This is a genomic window from Rhodococcus globerulus, assembly GCF_019334125.1.
Lineage (GTDB): Bacteria > Actinomycetota > Actinomycetes > Mycobacteriales > Mycobacteriaceae > Rhodococcus_F > Rhodococcus_F globerula.
The window spans coordinates 5163173-5179491 of the sequence record NZ_CP079698.1 but is presented as its reverse complement, the minus strand read 5'-3'; the positions used below and the strand labels follow the sequence as shown (position 1 = coordinate 5179491).

At 59.4% G+C, this 16319-nt stretch carries 12 protein-coding genes; 4 read left to right on the top strand and 8 right to left on the bottom strand.

Going from position 1 to position 16319, the window contains the following annotated elements; translation table 11 throughout:
• Window positions 1-207 precede the first annotated feature (207 nt).
• The 4 genes from KYT97_RS23600 (at window position 208) to KYT97_RS23585 (ending at window position 4900) form a co-directional block, all read left to right on the top strand.
• A complete protein-coding gene (locus tag KYT97_RS23600) occupies window positions 208-1632 on the top strand; it encodes an APC family permease (RefSeq protein ID WP_219110766.1) in 1425 nt (474 codons plus the stop codon).
• Between the two features lie 64 nt (window positions 1633-1696).
• A complete protein-coding gene (locus KYT97_RS23595; protein ID WP_219110765.1) occupies window positions 1697-3076 on the top strand; it encodes a flavin monoamine oxidase family protein in 1380 nt (459 codons plus the stop codon).
• A gap of 77 nt (window positions 3077-3153) precedes the next feature.
• Window positions 3154-3696, top strand: coding sequence for an Lrp/AsnC family transcriptional regulator (locus KYT97_RS23590; RefSeq protein WP_219110764.1), 543 nt, complete (start codon window positions 3154-3156; stop codon window positions 3694-3696).
• A gap of 166 nt (window positions 3697-3862) precedes the next feature.
• Entirely contained in the window at window positions 3863-4900 is a 1038-nt protein-coding gene (locus KYT97_RS23585) for a LacI family DNA-binding transcriptional regulator (protein ID WP_219110763.1), read from the top strand.
• Between the two features lie 102 nt (window positions 4901-5002).
• On the opposite strand, the gene KYT97_RS23580 is transcribed toward KYT97_RS23585, so the two are convergent.
• From KYT97_RS23580 to htpG, 8 genes are all read right to left on the bottom strand, one after another.
• Window positions 5003-5737 (bottom strand): SDR family NAD(P)-dependent oxidoreductase, encoded by a 735-nt coding sequence (locus tag KYT97_RS23580; RefSeq protein WP_219110762.1) that lies wholly within the window; start codon window positions 5735-5737, stop codon window positions 5003-5005.
• Window positions 5738-5759: 22 nt separating this feature from the next.
• On the bottom strand, window positions 5760-6554 hold the full coding sequence (locus KYT97_RS23575) for an E3 binding domain-containing protein (RefSeq protein ID WP_219110761.1): 795 nt from the start codon (window positions 6552-6554) through the stop codon (window positions 5760-5762).
• Window positions 6554-8779 carry a dehydrogenase E1 component subunit alpha/beta gene (locus tag KYT97_RS23570; RefSeq protein ID WP_245005908.1) on the bottom strand — a complete coding sequence of 742 codons (2226 nt, stop codon included), beginning with the start codon at window positions 8777-8779 and terminating at the stop codon, window positions 6554-6556. The genes KYT97_RS23575 and KYT97_RS23570 overlap by 1 nt, the downstream gene beginning before the upstream one ends.
• A complete protein-coding gene (locus KYT97_RS23565; RefSeq protein WP_219110760.1) occupies window positions 8772-10121 on the bottom strand; it encodes an MFS transporter in 1350 nt (449 codons plus the stop codon). The genes KYT97_RS23570 and KYT97_RS23565 overlap by 8 nt, the downstream gene beginning before the upstream one ends.
• Before the next feature lie 984 nt (window positions 10122-11105).
• Window positions 11106-12023, bottom strand: a complete 918-nt coding sequence (locus KYT97_RS23560; protein WP_141486535.1) for a diacylglycerol kinase — start codon at window positions 12021-12023, stop codon at window positions 11106-11108.
• The gene (locus tag KYT97_RS23555) at window positions 12020-13633 is read right to left on the bottom strand and encodes an FAD-binding oxidoreductase (RefSeq protein ID WP_410055780.1); all 1614 of its coding nucleotides are present in this window, start codon (window positions 13631-13633) and stop codon (window positions 12020-12022) included. Before KYT97_RS23555 ends, KYT97_RS23560 begins: the two co-directional genes overlap by 4 nt.
• Before the next feature lie 49 nt (window positions 13634-13682).
• Entirely contained in the window at window positions 13683-14222 is a 540-nt protein-coding gene (locus tag KYT97_RS23550; RefSeq protein ID WP_092806222.1) for a DinB family protein, read from the bottom strand.
• Window positions 14223-14377: 155 nt separating this feature from the next.
• Window positions 14378-16306 carry a molecular chaperone HtpG gene (htpG, locus tag KYT97_RS23545; protein ID WP_045068594.1) on the bottom strand — a complete coding sequence of 643 codons (1929 nt, stop codon included), beginning with the start codon at window positions 16304-16306 and terminating at the stop codon, window positions 14378-14380.
• Window positions 16307-16319: the final 13 nt, after the last annotated feature.

Here is a 16319-nt window from a genome sequence, read left to right as displayed (position 1 = left end):
GCGAATTTCGTTGCGTCACTCGGCCCGGCGGCAAGCCCAAAAACTCCAACTGTTCGATTTTCACACCAGTTTCGCAACAAAGTTCAGTTGAAACAACGGATTAACAATCATTCGCGATGCTCATGGCGTTCCAGCGAACATTGCCACCATCCCTAGACCGGGAGCGAACTTATGAGCACCACACCAATTGAAGTGACGAACTCTGCCATGCCAACTACCTCTGAAAGTCCGTCAACCGAACTCGACCGCCAACTCGGAGTAACGTCGATCGTCTTCATGGTCGTTGCAGCTGCGGCACCCTTAGGGGTCGTGGCGGGCAGCGTACCGCTGATCTTCGCCACCAGTGGCACCGTCACAGCTCCACTCTATTTCGCTGCGGCAGCGATCGTATTGCTCCTGTTTGCAGTCGGATTCACCCGCATGAGTCGCTGTGTCCACAACGCCGGAGCCTTCTACTCCTACATTCGCGCCGGCCTCGGCCGAACGGCAGGACTCGGCGGAGCAACTCTGGCAATGACCTGTTACGCCGTGTTCCTCGTTGGCACCAACGCTTATGTCGGCGCAGCGACCACGAACCTGATTGCCGGATTCGGCGGCCCACAGACTCCGTGGTGGATATGGTCGCTGCTTTCCTGCGCTGTGTGCGGGTGGCTCGGGTATCGAGACATCGACCTCAGCGCCAAAGTTCTTGGTGTCGCACTGATTCTGGAAGCACTAGTCATCGTCGCTATGAACGTTGCCATCGTCGCACACGGCGGAGACGCCGGACTGAACACGGAGCCGATCAACCCGACCAACACCGTCGGCGGCGCGATCGGCCTGGGCTTGGTTTTCGCATTTGGCGGATACTTCGGATTCGAAGCGACAGCAGTGTTCCGCAGCGAGGCCCGTAATCCGGAGAAGACAATCCCCCGCGCCACCTACATCGCAGTCATCGCAATTGCAGCCTTCTACGGACTGTCCTCTTGGACGATGGCCCTCGGCTGGGGCACCGACAAGGTGGTGTCTGCCGCAGAAGCGGACGCCGAATCCTTCATGCTCGATCTAACCGGACGCTACGTCTCGCCCATTCTGGCCGATATCACCCAAATCCTCATCGTGACAAGCTTCTTCGCCTGCGTCCTCTCCTTCCACAACGTCGCGGCCCGCTATCTGTTCACGCTCGGTGGCGCCGGAGCTCTGCCACGCATTCTCGGTCAGATCAACACGACCCACCGAGCGCCATCGAACGCTTCACTGACCGTCACCACTGTGTTCGCGGCACTGACCCTCATTGCGATCCTCACGGAATTGGACCCGGTCGCCGACATCTACACAATCTGCGGCGGGATCGGCACCCTCGGTCTGATTCTGCTGATGGCCGTCACCTCGACAGCGATAATCGTGTTCTTTCGCCGTGCCCCTCACCGCGGCAACATCTGGACGACTCTGATCGCCCCTCTACTTGCACTGGTCGGACTCCTCGTCGTGGCCGCTTCCGTGCTCGCAAACTTCCCGCTCATTGTCGGAAGCGCCTCCGCCGCAATCTGCGTCGGCATCTTTGTAGTCCTTGCTTTCTGCGTCGGCGTCATACAAGCCATCGCCCTTCGTCATCGCAAGCCTGCCGCATGGGCCGCACTCGCAGACTGCTGAACGACCTGCATCGCCCCACCCAACCAACCCGACTTTTACCGAACCAAGACCCAAGGAGCATCCCATGATCACTAGCACTACGACCGAAACAGACGTTGTTGTCATCGGAGCAGGCATCTCCGGCCTCACCGCGGCTCGCTGCCTCCACAATGACGGCTACCGCGTTGTCGTCCTGGAGCAGAATGACCGCGTCGGCGGTCGAACCTGGTCAGCCTCAACCGAAGGAGGTCCTGTGGACTTCGGTGGCATGTTCATCGGTTCAACACACGACCGCTCGCTGGCTCTCGGACGTTCGCTCGGCCTCACCACTGTCAGCGCGATCAAGCCCGGCACCGATGTGTTGATCGTCCCGTCCGGCCGTATGGACGCCCCCGACGGGGAATTGCCTGCAGGCTCACCAATCCGTGAGAGTCTCGCCAATGCCTACCGCCGATTGGACGCCTTGGCCGAAGCTGTTGGTGCGAAGGCACCCTGGGACCACGCCAGGGCCGTTGAGTTGGACGACTTGACCGTCGCCGACTGGTTGGACCAAGAAGTCACGTGCCCCGATGTGCGAGCCCTGCTCGAAGTCGACCTCAACTGTGTGCTCGGCGCGGGCACTGGAGACGCGTCACTCCTGTACCTGGCCTACTACGTCGCCCAATGCGAAGGCATCCGCACGCTGCTTGCGACACATGGCGGCGCACAGAACGAGTGGTGGATTGGCGGGGCGGGGCAAATAAGTGAGCGGATCGCCGTCGAACTCGGCGATGCCATCCATCTGAGCACCCGCGCCACCTCAATCAAGCACGACGAGGGCGGCGCAACCGTGAGCACCCAACACGGCGCATTTCGGGCTCGGCAGGTGATCATCGCCACACCACCCGCCGCAGCGAGCGCAATATCGTTCTCCCCCCGGTTGCCGCGCCAACGCGCCCAACTCCAGATGCGAGCCCCTTTGGGTCGCATGAGCAAGATCCAGGTGCGATACCCGAGTGCCTTCTGGGAGGACCACGGGTACTCCGGTGCGATAACTGACACCGAGACCCTAGGAATCATGATTTTCCCAGGCACCAAGCCAGCCGACAGCCAAGCGACTCTCATTGGTTTCATCGCCGGAAGACTGCTCGACCGTTTCGCCGTACTCTCCGAAGACGAACGGCGCAGCAAGATCCTCGGACTGCTCGAGCAGTGCTACGGCCCACAAGCCGCCAGCCCTACCTACTTCCACGAGACCGACTGGTCCCAACAGGACGGGGCCCTCGGCGGCCCTGCCACGTTCATGCCGACTGGTGTTCTCAGTACGGTAGGCACCGCTTTGCGCCAGCAGATCGGTGTCCTTCACTTCGCAGGCACCGAGGCGGCATCAGGATGGACAGGATATATGGAGGGAGCCGTTCGCGCCGGTGAAACGGCAGCCACAACGGTATCCGCAGCGCTCGCGCAACTCACACAGAATGCATAACTTCTTACGCCGGGATGCCAGTTGCCTTCGGACAACTGGCATCCCGGCGGTATAAAGAGACTCGTTAACATCAACTCATGCCAATCTCACGCGCCGGGTCCAACCCCCGAAACCCTGATCCGGGAAGCCGGTTGGACGAGCTTGACGAACGGATTCTGTGGGAACTCGTCCTGGACGCACGAATTTCGAACCGGGCCCTCGCAGACAAGGTGGGAGTGGCACCGTCCACGACGTTGACACGCGTTCAGCGGCTCATCGACGAAGGCATCTTGCAGTCAAGTCACGCTCAAATCAACACTGCAGCAGTGGGTTTGCCCCTACAAGCAATCATCTCTGTACGTCTCCACACCCAATCTCGACAGAACATCGATGACTTCGCAGCTACCGTCGTGGGTCTTGCGGCAGTGGTCAACGTCTTCCACCTCGGCAGTGCCGACGACTTTCTGGTGCACGTCGTCTGTACGTCGAGCGAACAGTTACGTGATCTTGTCGCTGCCAAGGTCAGCCGCCACCCCGCAGTCGCTCGCACCCAGACTTTCATAGTCTTCGGCCACTGGTTCGGATCTCAGTATGCGGGGCACATAAGCGGTTTCGACGAAATCCGCAAGGCTATCGACTGACGAGAATTCGACAGCAGAGCCCGCGAGCCATAGAGGGCCGCGCGAATGGGATGGAGTTTCGGCGTTGGTGGCTCGCAATGGTATTTACACAATGCCACCAGGTAGTGTCAACGTGACACTCAATCTTGTGACGATACGAACTTTGATCCGGGGGAAGTAGCACGTAATGGCAACAACGCCCGGCATTCGAGATGTCGCAGCGTTGTGTGGGGTATCAGTTGCGACAGTCTCGCAGATCCTCAACGGTCGACGTCTCGAACGCTACAGCGACGAAACACAACGTCTCGTACACGAGTCGGCCGTCAGCATCGGATACAAGCCCAACTCGTTTGCCCGTGGGCTACGCACACAGCGGTCCGGTGTGATCGGAATGGTGAGTAATCAGATCGTCACCACGCCATACGCAGGAAAACTCGTATTGGGCGCGCAGCACGCTGCGCAACGAGCAGGTCTGGTCCTGATGGTCGTGAACAGTGAAGGAAACGCAGATGCTGAACGTCGAGCGATTCAGTCATTGATGCAGCACCAGGTGGACGGTGTTCTCTATGCAGCCCTGGTCAAGCAGGTCGTCCACGTACCGGCCATACTCGACAACACGATCACGACCGTAGTCCACGGACTCCCCACTTCGACCACTCATCCGTCGGTTGTCTCCGATGAGCGACAGGGGGCGCATCGTGCCGTTCGGCATCTGCTCGACCACGGCCACCGTCGTATCGGATTCGTCACCACCACAGAAGATCTCGTAGCCGCTGTCGAGCGACTCATGGGTTATCGCGATGCACTGGCCGGGAGCGACGTCCAGTTCGATCCGACTCTTGTAAAAGCAGGGGAAACCAACCCGGCCAGTGCACGGCACGCGGCCATGGAACTGCTCGATCGTTCAGACCGTCCGACGGCGATCTTCTGCTTCAGCGACCATATGGCGATGGGTGTATATCAGGCAGCAAACATACTGAACCTACGCATCCCTGAAGATTTGTCGATTGTCGGATTCGGCGATCTGGAACTCATTTCTGCCGGGCTGATGCCTCAGTTGTCCACTGTTGCCATTCCCTACTTCGAAATGGGTGCGGCGGCGGTGCAGTCCGTTCTCGATCGTGTGGGGAAATCCGAACGCGATATTCCCACGCCATCGCAGGTCTTGCTGCCCTGCAACCTCGTAGTCCGAGAATCTGTAGCCGCCCCAGCCGGCCGGGTGTAGGTTCCGCTCTCTCTAACGTGCCTACACCCGCGATCGCGCCAGTGCTGTTTGGCAGATCGCCAAGTCATTATCGGCAATCATGTGGGCTTACAGCTCACCCATTCACCCTACAAACGCACCACCGTTGACGGCGATCACCTGACCTGTCACGAATGAACTCGCGTCTGAAATCAGAAACTCTGCTGTTCTAGCGATCTCCTCAGGTGTCCCCAGACGTCCCATCGGGTTTGCGCTTTTCAAAGACTCACGACGTTCGGAGCCGAACTCCGTCAGCATGGCGGTGTCGATCGCCCCTGGGGAGACAGAGTTGATCCGGATACCGCGTTCCGCGAGTGGTGTCGCGAGCGATCGAGTGAGTCCGACTACCCCGGCCTTGGAGGCTGCATATGCAGGCGATGCGAACCGCGACGACGTTTGGGCGGCCATCGACGAGATCGACACGATCGAGCCTCCTTGCCCAAATGTCTTGGTAGATTCCGCGATCACATGGAATGTTCCGGTGAGGTTGATTGAGATGATGCGCTCCCACTCTGTGAACTCGGTGGTGTCGATTGTCGAAGTTCCAACAACACCGGCCGCGTGGACGCATCCTCCAACGCCGCCAGGCAAACTCGCAGCCCGCGCGAACAAATCCGCGACGCTTGAGGTGTCCGTGACATCGACAACGTGTGACGTCACGGCCGCTTGGGGAGATAACTCCGAGATGGTCTCCTGAAGGCCCTGTTCGTTGCGATCGGAGAGGACGAGCCCGTATCCGAATTCAGAGAGTACCTTCGCAGTTGCTCTTCCGATGCCACTGCCGGCTCCGGTGACGACAACATTTCTTCTGGAGGTCAATGTTTCACGCTCACTTTCTATTTCACAGCAACGACGTTGCGGGTTGTTCGAGATGATGTTGGAGGTCGCGGAGCCATGTACATACCGCGAGTACAGACACGACGCGACCGTCTGCGTTTGCCGTACACGTCAGCATCTTCCGGATTCCGATTCCCCCGTTGGCAGCGACGACCCGCTCCTCGACTCGACCGATGGCGAGGCTGAGCACTACGGACTCGGGCCGCGGATAGCAGTATTCGGTCACTCCTGCGTCTCCGAGATCGGCCACGAATACGGAGACCCCGTCAGGTAGTCCACTTCCCGTACAGGCCGACCCAGCATCGATACCGATCGCGTCGCCTGAAAACGAGAGAGGGTAGTCAGCGCTACTGTCGATGATCTGGGTTCCCTCGCGAGGAGTGAAAAAAGCGACTTTGCACGTGCGGACACTTGCCGACTGAGTCTCGGTCTTTCCCGGAGGCGGCGGTAGTGGACTGTTCCGAAACGCCAGAATTGCTGCTTTGGCTACCAGAGTCGTCATCGAGATCGGCCGATCTCGACCGGCGTTCACTGTGCGGTGCAAGTCCACCAGTTGTGACACACATACGTCTTGTTTCGCGACTATGTCCGTACGACGGTGCCCGAGCATCTCCTCATCGTCGGACGCCAACGTCGATGCCGATATGGACACGGACATCATGGCCTCGACATCCCTGCGAACTATCCGTCCGCCCGGCCCGGTCCCGTATACGGTTCCGATATCCAGTCCGGCGATGGATGCCAGTCTGCGAGCCAAGGGCGATGCCTTTACGCGGTGCTGATCGAGTGTCTGGTTCATCAAAGGCTCGGCACCAACTTCGTCGGCAACGGGCGGTCACCGGCAAGCTCCACGTCCCGCTGGAGTGCCACGACGATCTCTTCACGCCGGGCTATCGCTGCACGCTCGAGCCGACGCGAGATCGTAGGGGATGCCTCCCCTCCTGCCACTCGGGTGACCGGGTGATCGAGGTGGTCGAAGAGGCGGCGCTGAATCTCGTCTGCAAGCCACGCCCCGTACCCCGCGGGATAGGAACCTTGCTCGACGATGAGCACCCGATTGGTTTTCTTGATACTGGCTTCGATGGTGTCCCAGTCAATGCTGGCGCGGTCGAGCCATCGGAGGTCGACCACTTCCGCATCGACCTGCGCGTCTTCCGCTGCCGCGAGTGACTCTCCGACCATGTTCAGATAAGTCAGAATGGTGACATCGCTGCCGGTACGCGCGATACGAGCGATACCCGGCAGCAGGTGATGGTCGAGGGAGCCTAGTTCGCAGTTCTGCTTGGCGTGGTAAAGCTCTGTCTGCTCCAGGATCAGCACCGGGTCGTTGATCTCGAGAGCGGTATTGAGTAGTCCCACGTAGTCGTAAGGATTTGAGGGAGCGACAATTCTCCATCCCGGGAACATCGCGAACAGGCCAGCTGGATCCATCGAGTGCTGCGAACCGTACCCTGAACCGATCCCAACCTTGGCGCGGACCACTACCGGCATTTCTACATTTCCGCCGAACATATGTCGCGCCTTGCCGATCTGGTTGAACATCTGATCAGCCGCAACCAGTACGAAGTCCGCAAACATGAATTCGACGATTGGCCGGTATGTGCCCATCATCGCAAGCCCTCCGGCTGCCCCCACGAAGCAGTTCTCGCTGATAGGTGTTCCGATGATGCGGTTGGGGAATTGCTCGAAAACTCCGCGTGTCGCCCCGTTAGTGCCGCCGTTCAGGCGGTGAATATCTTCACCGAGCAAGAGAACGGACGAGTCGCGCGTCAGCGCGTTTCCAAGGGACCGCGCAACCGCGTCGACAAATACGACCTCCTCCGACGTCTCGTCGGTGACCGCGTCCTCCTGGTGCGCGATATCCGAGAGCTCAGAAAGGTCGCTTCGGATGTGCTCGTCCACCAGGTCTGTTGACGGCCAGAAGCGTTCCGCGATCGCTCGTTTTCCGTCTTCTCCTGTTTCGAAGAACCCGGAAAGGATGTCGTCGCACCGCTCGTTCATGGTCGCCTCGAAGGATCGGAGGTCAGCCTCGCTTGCGAGGCCTCGCTGGGCAACATAATTTCGTGCGGCCACGAGCGGATCGCGCTGCTTCCATTGCTTCTCTTCATCGCGAGTGCGGTAGCCGAAAGCGCTGCCGGCAAATGCGCCACTTTGATGGTAGAAGCGGTAGACGTCAGCCTCGACGAGAACCGGTCCCTGGCCTGTTGCCATGTGTTCGCGCGCCTCCCGCATGGCGAGATACACGGCGACTGGGTCCATACCGTCGACTTTCCAAGAGGGAATTCCGAAAGCTTGACCGCGTGCGGATAGTCGGGGCTCTGCTGTTACTTCGTCGATGTGGGTCGCTACCGCGTACTGGTTGTTCTCGACGAAGAAGCACAGTGGCAACTTCCATGCGCCAGCCAGGTTCATTGTCTCGAGTGCAGAACCGATGTTCGCCGCTCCGTCCCCGAAGTATGTGACGGTGACATTGTCGACGCGGTCGACGCCCGATTCCAGCTGTTGGCTCCAGGCGCTGCCAGCTGCGAACGGTATGCCGCCGCCGACAATCGCATTTGTCCCCAATGCCCCTGCTTCCAGCCACTGCAGGTGCATCGACCCTCCACGACCTAGGCTGAATCCGCTACGCAAGCCGAGGATTTCTGCATACGACTGACTCAGCAAATTCGAGATAGATGCCGGAAGCTCGCCGGTGTGCAGAATCGTGTGCCCTTTACTCCCCAAGTAGGCCAGTGACTTCGCGAGGAACTGATGATGCCCTCGGTGAGTTCCGTTGATCGTGTCCTGTGGATGAAGAGCAAGCGCGGAGCCAACGGCACCCCCCTCCTGCCCGATGCTCGAGTGCATCGGCCCATGTACGAGACCTTCGCTCGTGACTCGGATCAGGGACCGCTCGAATCCTCTGATGATGACGGTGTGTGCATACATCGACCACAACACATCGGATTCGATGGACTGCACATCTTCCGCATCTACCGTCAAATTAACCCAAGGAGCCTGATGTGTCAGCGCAGTCTTACGCATTAGCGTCTTCCTTCGCCGAAGCGTCGATTCCGGACGCCGACGTGCGCGGGTTTTCGCGAGCGAAGATGCATCCGATAGAGGCCACAAGGCAGAGCGTCGCCTGTGCGAGAGCTGCGTAGATCCAGTTCTTCGGATCCCCGCCGACCAATGCGATGGCAACCGACGGAGCGAAACCGAAGACCAGACCGGCGAGCTGCATACCGATTGCCAGACCGCTGTATCGAACCCTCACGTCAAATTGGCCTGCGAACAAGGCCATCGTGCTGCCATTGCCGATGCTGTAAACGAGTGCGTATGTCAGGATTGCCGCGACGTACATCAGAACAAGGTTTCCGGTGGTAAATGACCAGAGGTAGAACGCGAACGCGGGGATGCTCACGAGCGATCCGTACAGGAATACAGGTTTGCAGCCGATTCGGTCCGACAACCAACCACCAAACGGGACCGTAACCAGTGCAAGAGCACTGACTGCCACGAGCATCCAGAGGACTGTCGAGCTCGCCAACCCTACGACCTTCGTTGCATACGCGAGACCGAAGACCGTGACCATCGTGTGCGTTCCCTGGAACAACCCCAAGGCCGCGAGAGTCAGCACGGCTCCCTTGTGATTTCGCGCGAGTTCCCTCAGGGGAGAGACTGACTCAGTAGATTCCGACTTCGCTTCGATGAACTCCGCTGGGTCCTCCAGCCCCCGTCGAATCACGAATCCGAGAACGATCAGCGCCGCACTGAATAGGAATGGGATACGCCAGCCCCAGCTCATGAGCTGCTCGTCCGGAAGCATCGCGATAGGAACAAAAACCAGATTCGCAAGGATAAATCCGGAAAGATTCCCAGACTGGATCCAACTTGCGTTGAAAGCCTTACGTGACTCTCCAGAACTCTCGACCACGAGACTCACCGCCCCCGCAGTCTCACCAGCAGCGGAGATTCCCTGGACAATGCGCATCAGCATCAAGACGATGGGTGCGGCGATACCGATCTGTTCGTACGACGGAATCAAACCGATGACGAGCGTTGCAGTGCCCATCATCACCAGCGTCATCATGAGAACCTGTTTGCGCGAGAGCTTGTCACCGAAGTGTCCCCACAGCAGCGCCCCAAACGGTCTCGCCACGTAGGCAACACCGAATGACGTGAGCGAGATCAGCAATGAGAGATCTCCCGCGGCGGGAAAGAAGACTGTGCCGAAAACCAACGCGGCCGCCGACGCGTAGATGAAGTAGTCGTAGTACTCCAGCATGCTGCCGAAATAAGCTGCGAGCGTTGCACGACGACTCTGTTCGGCTGTTCTCGAGATGCTCGTTTCGGCCGGAACGGCCATGCCGTCACTTTGGTGCATGACTTCTCCTCAATCCTGATTGAGTGGATCCCAACCGCCCGAAATCCCCTGGCCACCCATTGGTTAAACGTTTTGACAAAGGAAACCTACAAGTGACTGACGTCATATGCAAGTGGCAATTGTTAGGTGGGTCGAGCGGTCTCGACGACGATCAGGAAGCTTATTGGCGAACCCAAACAGGATTGGGCCGGATCATCGAGCCTAGGCATTGGAGACCTTCGGCCCCATCGCGATATTGCTATGAGCACCCCTCCACCGAGCCCGATCAACGACGCGCGGTCGCCTATCGACATACGAACCGACGCCAAATACTTCAAAACCGTATCAAACCCTCTGTGCGACAAGGATTTTATGTTTCGATCCAGATCACGGCATCCTGTGCGACTGCGCCGAGCGGACACTCGCAGTGGCTGATCGCTCGACCGATGGACGCGAGGGCGAAACGTCATCTGGGGAATGACATGTCAGAGCAGCGCCATCAACGCTTGCAGGCTCAGACCGGCATTGGCAAGTTCGGTGACCCGATATTGGGCGTTGAACCATTGAACGCCTGTATGTATACATCGAATCAGACGGTGGATCGATGACTGACAAGTATCGACGTGCCCATTCTGCAGTCGCACAAGAACTCGGATTGAATCGGAGCTGATCCGTCAGGTGTGCCCGTCGAGTATCTGCCCTCTGGACCGTAAGAGGTCGGGCAACTCGCGTCCACAGACCCTATCGGTGCCCTGATCTATCGAAGCGCGACTCGACGGTGCTGCATTCGAGGTCAGCTTTGCAGGTCAACCTCCGGCAAATATGACTACTCCAGAGTGACGTGATCACTGACCCCGGTTGTGTGTGATTACCGGCTGGCCAGTACATCCGACTCTGTTGCGCCCGAGAAGAAATCGCTATCGGTGCGGTTCACCGACTTCGACGATTCGTTCATCGGGGAAGTCTGACACCACCGCCTGCGCCGGGACGGCAAACCCCTTCCGGTTACACAGGTTCAGCGCTCAGAATCCTCAGAGCCTCCGGCACTGCTTCGATCGTGATCGGTAGCGGCCCCACTCGGTCACCGTCGGCGTAAGCGATGATGCCCTCGGAGATGAGCCTGACCTTCTTGGATCGATACGTCGACACCGCGTCCAGATGGATGTGTGTTCCCTTGTAGACCCGGGGAAAGAGGCGCACCAGACGCAGCCGTGAACCATGCCCGACAACAGTCACATCCAGCAAACCGTCGGTCTTGGACGCACCAGGCGTAATGAGCATGCCGCCGCCGTAGGATCGCCCGTTACCGACTGCCACGAGCGTCGCGTCCATGGTGATCACCTCGTCGTCGAGTTCGATCCGGTACGGCAGCGGCCGCATCTTCGCCAGCTCGGCAAGCATCGCCAGGTTGTAGCGCATTCGCCCCTTGGGCCAGGTCATCTTGTTCGCCCGCTCGCTGACCAACGAGTCGAAGCCACTGGCAATGATCGTGCCTGACCACACCACGGACCCGTTGGCCAGCGTGATCTTCGCGAGGTCTGACTGCTGCACGATCCCGTTGGCAATCACGTCAGCGGCAGCTTCGGGATCACCTGTGGGAATTCCGAATTCGCGGGCGTGATCATTTCCCGTGCCCGCCGGAATGAGTCCGATCGGCGTGTCGGTCAGCGCCGCCGCTTGCAGTCCGATGCTGATGGCACCGTCTCCACCGACCACCACGAGAGCGTCGGTACCGTCTTCGATCGCCCGACGCGCCAGTTTCTTGGCGTCGTCAGCATCAGTGCCGATGATCTCGGTGACGGCAACTCCACGTTCACGCAGTCGCGCAACACCTTTGCGGCCGGCTGTGGGCGCATGCCCATGTCCCGCCATCGGATTGATCAGGACGGTTACCTTCTCGATCTGACTGCGGGTTTGGCTCAAGGAATCAGCTTTCCAGGATTGAGGATGCCGGCGGGGTCCACTGCATTCTTTACTGCGCGAAGAATATTCGCGCCCAATTCACCGATTTCGTCCTTCATCCACGGCCGATGGTCCGCACCGACAGCGTGATGATGAGTAATCGTGCCACCGGCAGCGATGATGGCGTCGCCGACTGCTGTCTTGGCCTTATGCCACTGAGCAATCGGATCTTCGGTCTGAGCGCACACCACGGTGAAGTACAGGGATGCACCGGTCTTGTATGTGTGCGAAATATGGCACATCACAAGCGGCTGGGTGCCCTGCTCGACCAATGCCTTGGTCAATGCCTCTGTGACCGACGAGCGCAGGTTCGCAAGATTGCCCCACGTCGTTGCCGTCTCGAGAGTTTCGCACAGCGCGCCGACGTCGAGCAGTGCGTCACGCAGATACGGTGCATCGAACCGTCCGTGTTCCCAACTGTTTCCAGGTTCAGCGCCGAGCGACGTTCCGCCGTGCGCGGTGAGAATTGCGCGGGCTTCAGCCATTCGCTCTGCGGTATGCGAGGCCGTGCCTTCATAGGTGGTGATGCCGAGGCAGCCACCCGTGAAGGCATTTTCGCCGATCTTGTCGGTGGTCGCCAGGTTCACGCCGCTCTCGGCTTCGTCCGACAACCGCAGCACTGTCGGTGCTGACCCTTCCTGAACAAGCTCGCGCAATGCTGCTGCGCCGGTAGCGAAGTCGGGAAAACTCCATCCCTCGCGAACCGTCGTCTCCGGAAGTCGGTGAACCCGCACTCGCACGTGCGTAATGACGCCGAAAGTACCCTCGGAGCCGACAAACAGTTCCCCGAGATCAGGACCCGCGGCCGATGCCGGCGCTCTACCGGTCTCGAGCACACCACTCGGAGTGACCACGGTGAGACCCTGGACCATATCCTCGAAACGTCCGTAACCGGCCGACGCCTGTCCCGAGGAACGCGTCGCCGCGAAACCACCGAGCGTGGCAAAGAGGAAACTTTGCGGGAAGTGTCCGACGGAGAAGCCGTACTCGTGCAGTAATTCCTCGGCGTGCGGTCCCGTTGTTCCGCCGCCGAACGTGGCGATGCCGGATTCCTCGTCCAGTGAGACAAGCTGATCGAACCGTCGAAGATCAAGAGAAAGTACCGCGTCGAACCCGTCCCGGATGGGATCCAATCCGCCGACGACGCTGGTACCGCCGCCGAACGGCACTACGGCAATCTTGTTGGCCCCGCAGTACCGCAGAACCTGCTCCACCTCGGCGTCCGTGCCGGGTGTGACTACTGCATCCGGCGCGTCCTGGGGTTCGGTGCTACGGCGACGCAACAAGTCCGGGGTGCTCTTGCCACCGGCTCGAAGAATCCGATCCGAATCCTCCGTAGTTATGTACTCCGCGCCGACCACGTCAGCCAGCGCGTCGACGTGCGCCTGAGACAGAGCGGACGGCGTCACTCGCACGTCCCCAATGGCAAGTCGGGATTGCTTCGGGGCCGATACACCAAGAAATCCGGTCAGCAAAGCTACGACCGCGTCCGACAGCTCACGCTTCTTTGCCGGATCGCCCCACGCGTCCCATTGCATCGGCGGTTGCAAGGCAGATTTCTCGGTACTCATGCCTACCAGTGTTACACATCAGTGTGATGTGTAAACATAGGTGGGTCGATCATCCCATTGTCTTGGAACCGTCGATCGCTTCGCGAAGTATGTCCGCATGGCCTGCATGCTGGGCAGTCTCGGCAATGATGTGGAGCAGCGTACGCCGGGCCGACCAGCGCGCACCAGGCTCGAACCACGGCGCAGACGGCAGCGGATGCGAGATGTCGAGACTGTCCAAGGATGCCACCAACTCATCCGTCCTCGCCGCGATCTGCTCATATTCGGCCACAATGCCGGCCAAGGTCTCGTCTCCCACCATGGCAAACTCGTCCACGCGCGCCTGAAGCATCGCCGGCGTGAATTTCGCCGGATCAACATCCCCACCCATACCGGATGGGCCTTCCAGGATGAAATCCACACATCCCCGCTCGGTGTGGGCCACATGCTTGATCAATCCGCCGAGGCACAGTTCACTCACGGTGGGCCGCGACGCTGCCTGTTCGTCGGTCAAGCCCCGAACAGTGACAAGTAGAAACCCGCGATGCTCGCGCAAGGTCTGGATAAGGTCCGCGCGCTCGCCGGTGAGGGTGCTGGTCGATGCGTTCATCGGTTCGTCCTTTGTTTGTGGGATCTTGCCTGTGAAAACAACGGTAGAACCCAATGCGGACAGAAACGGTCCTCATTAGAACTTCTCCACAAAAAAACTCCCGGCATCCGCCGATGAAGGCGAATGCCGGGAGTTCAACCGAACGGGAACGAAGATCAGACGGTGCGAGCCAAACGGTCAGCCAGCAGGCGCGTGAAGTGCGCCGGATCGCTCAACTCGCCACCCTCGGCGAGCAATGCCATCCCGTACAACAATTGCGCTGTCTCCGTAAGGTTTTCAGCAGAACCATCTGCCGCCTGCGCATCGCGCAGACCCGTTACGAGAGGATGCGACGGGTTGAGTTCGAGGATCCGCTTGCTGTGCGGAACCGGCTGCCCCGACGCCCGGTACATCTTCTCGAGCGTCGGCGACATACTGAATGCGTCGCCGACGATGCAGGCAGCCGACGTGGTGAGTCGCGTCGAGAGCCGCGTCTCCTTGATGTCGTCTGACAAGGTTTCGGTCAGCCACGTCAGCAGCGCACCGAATTCCTTTTCCTTCTCCTCACGTTCAGCCTCGGCTGCCTTCTTCTCGTCCTCGGTGTCGAGGTCGACCTCACCCTTGGCGATCGATTGGAAGGTCTTGCCGTCGAAGTCCGAAACAGCGTCGACCCACATCTCGTCGACCGGATCGGTGAGAACCAGAACCTCGAGGCCCTTGGCCTTGAAAGCCTCCATGTGCGGGGAGCTTTCGATGAGGTGGCGAGATTCGCCGGTCATGAAGTAGATCTGTTCCTGACCGTCCTTCATGCGCTCGACGTACTCGGCGAGAGTGGTCACGCCGTCTTCACTGTTGGTCGAGGCGAAAGACGAGATGTCGAGCAACGTCTTACGGTTGTCGGCATCGGCCATCAGGCCTTCTTTGAGCGCGCGGCCGAATTCGGTCCAGAAGGTCGAGTACTTTTCGGGCTCGTTTGCCTTCATGTCCTTGATCGTCGAGAGGACCTTCTTGGTCAGTCGACGACGGATCGCCGAAATCTGACGGTCCTGCTGCAGAATTTCTCGAGAGACGTTGAGCGAGAGATCTTGTGCGTCAACAACACCCTTGACGAAACGCAAGTAGTCGGGCACCAACTCTTCGCAGTCGTCCATGATGAAGACGCGCTTGACGTACAGGTGGATGCCGGCCTTGCGCTCACGCATGAAGAGATCGAACGGCGCCGTCGACGGAATGAACAGCAGCGCTTGGTATTCGAACGTACCTTCGGCCTTCATCGGGATGACCTCGAGCGGCTCGTCCCACGCATGGCTGACGTGCTTGTAGAACTCCTTGTACTCCTCCTCGGACACGTCGTCCTTGGAGCGAGTCCACAGAGCCTTCATCGAGTTGATGGTCTCGGTCTCGATGGTGACCTCGGGCTCTTCACCCTCGGCCGGCGTCGACGTGCGAGCGACATCCATACGGATGGGCCACGCGATGAAGTCGGAGTACTTCTTGACCAGTTCCTTGATCTTCCATTCCGACGTGTAGTCGTGCAGGCCGTTCTCGGAATCCTCGGGCATCAGATGCAGTGTCACGGAGCTGCCCTGCGGCGCCTCGTTCACATGCTCGAGCGTGTACGTGCCTTCGCCGGTCGACTCCCAGCGCGTCGCGTGGTCTTCACCGGCGCGGCGGGTCAGCAGCGTCACCTTGTCCGCGACCATGAACGTGGAGTAGAAACCGATACCGAACTGGCCGATCAGTTCCTCGGAAGCTGCGGCATCCTTTGCTTCCTTGAGCTTGCGACGGACCTCGGCGGTGCCGGACTTCGCGAGCGTGCCGATCAGGTCGACGACCTCGTCACGCGACATACCAATACCGTTGTCGCGGATCGTGAGCGTGCGTGCGTCCTTGTCGATATCGATCTCGATGTGAAGATCGGAGACGTCGACGTTGAGGTCTTTGTCCTGGTATGCCTCGAGACGGAGTTTGTCCAGCGCGTCCGAAGCGTTGGAGATCAACTCACGAAGGAAACTGTCCTTGTTCGAATAGATTGAATGAACCATCAAATCCAGCAGCTGACGTGTTTCTGCTTGGAACTCGAGCTGCTCGGTATGCGCGGTCACTTCGATCCCCTTC

Bases quoted from the DNA above. Each gene is read 5' to 3' on its own strand.
- KYT97_RS23600 (WP_219110766.1), top strand. From the start codon at position 208: ATGCCAACTACCTCTGAAAGTCCGTCAACCGAACTCGACCGCCAACTC.
- KYT97_RS23595 (WP_219110765.1), top strand. From the start codon at position 1,697: ATGATCACTAGCACTACGACCGAAACAGACGTTGTTGTCATCGGAGCA.
- KYT97_RS23590 (WP_219110764.1), top strand. From the start codon at position 3,154: ATGCCAATCTCACGCGCCGGGTCCAACCCCCGAAACCCTGATCCGGGA.
- KYT97_RS23585 (WP_219110763.1), top strand. From the start codon at position 3,863: ATGGCAACAACGCCCGGCATTCGAGATGTCGCAGCGTTGTGTGGGGTA.
- KYT97_RS23575 (WP_219110761.1), bottom strand. From the start codon at position 6,554: ATGAACCAGACACTCGATCAGCACCGCGTAAAGGCATCGCCCTTGGCT.
- KYT97_RS23570 (WP_245005908.1), bottom strand. From the start codon at position 8,779: ATGCGTAAGACTGCGCTGACACATCAGGCTCCTTGGGTTAATTTGACG.
- KYT97_RS23565 (WP_219110760.1), bottom strand. From the start codon at position 10,121: ATGCACCAAAGTGACGGCATGGCCGTTCCGGCCGAAACGAGCATCTCG.
- KYT97_RS23555 (WP_410055780.1), bottom strand. From the start codon at position 13,633: ATGAGTACCGAGAAATCTGCCTTGCAACCGCCGATGCAATGGGACGCG.
- KYT97_RS23550 (WP_092806222.1), bottom strand. From the start codon at position 14,222: ATGAACGCATCGACCAGCACCCTCACCGGCGAGCGCGCGGACCTTATC.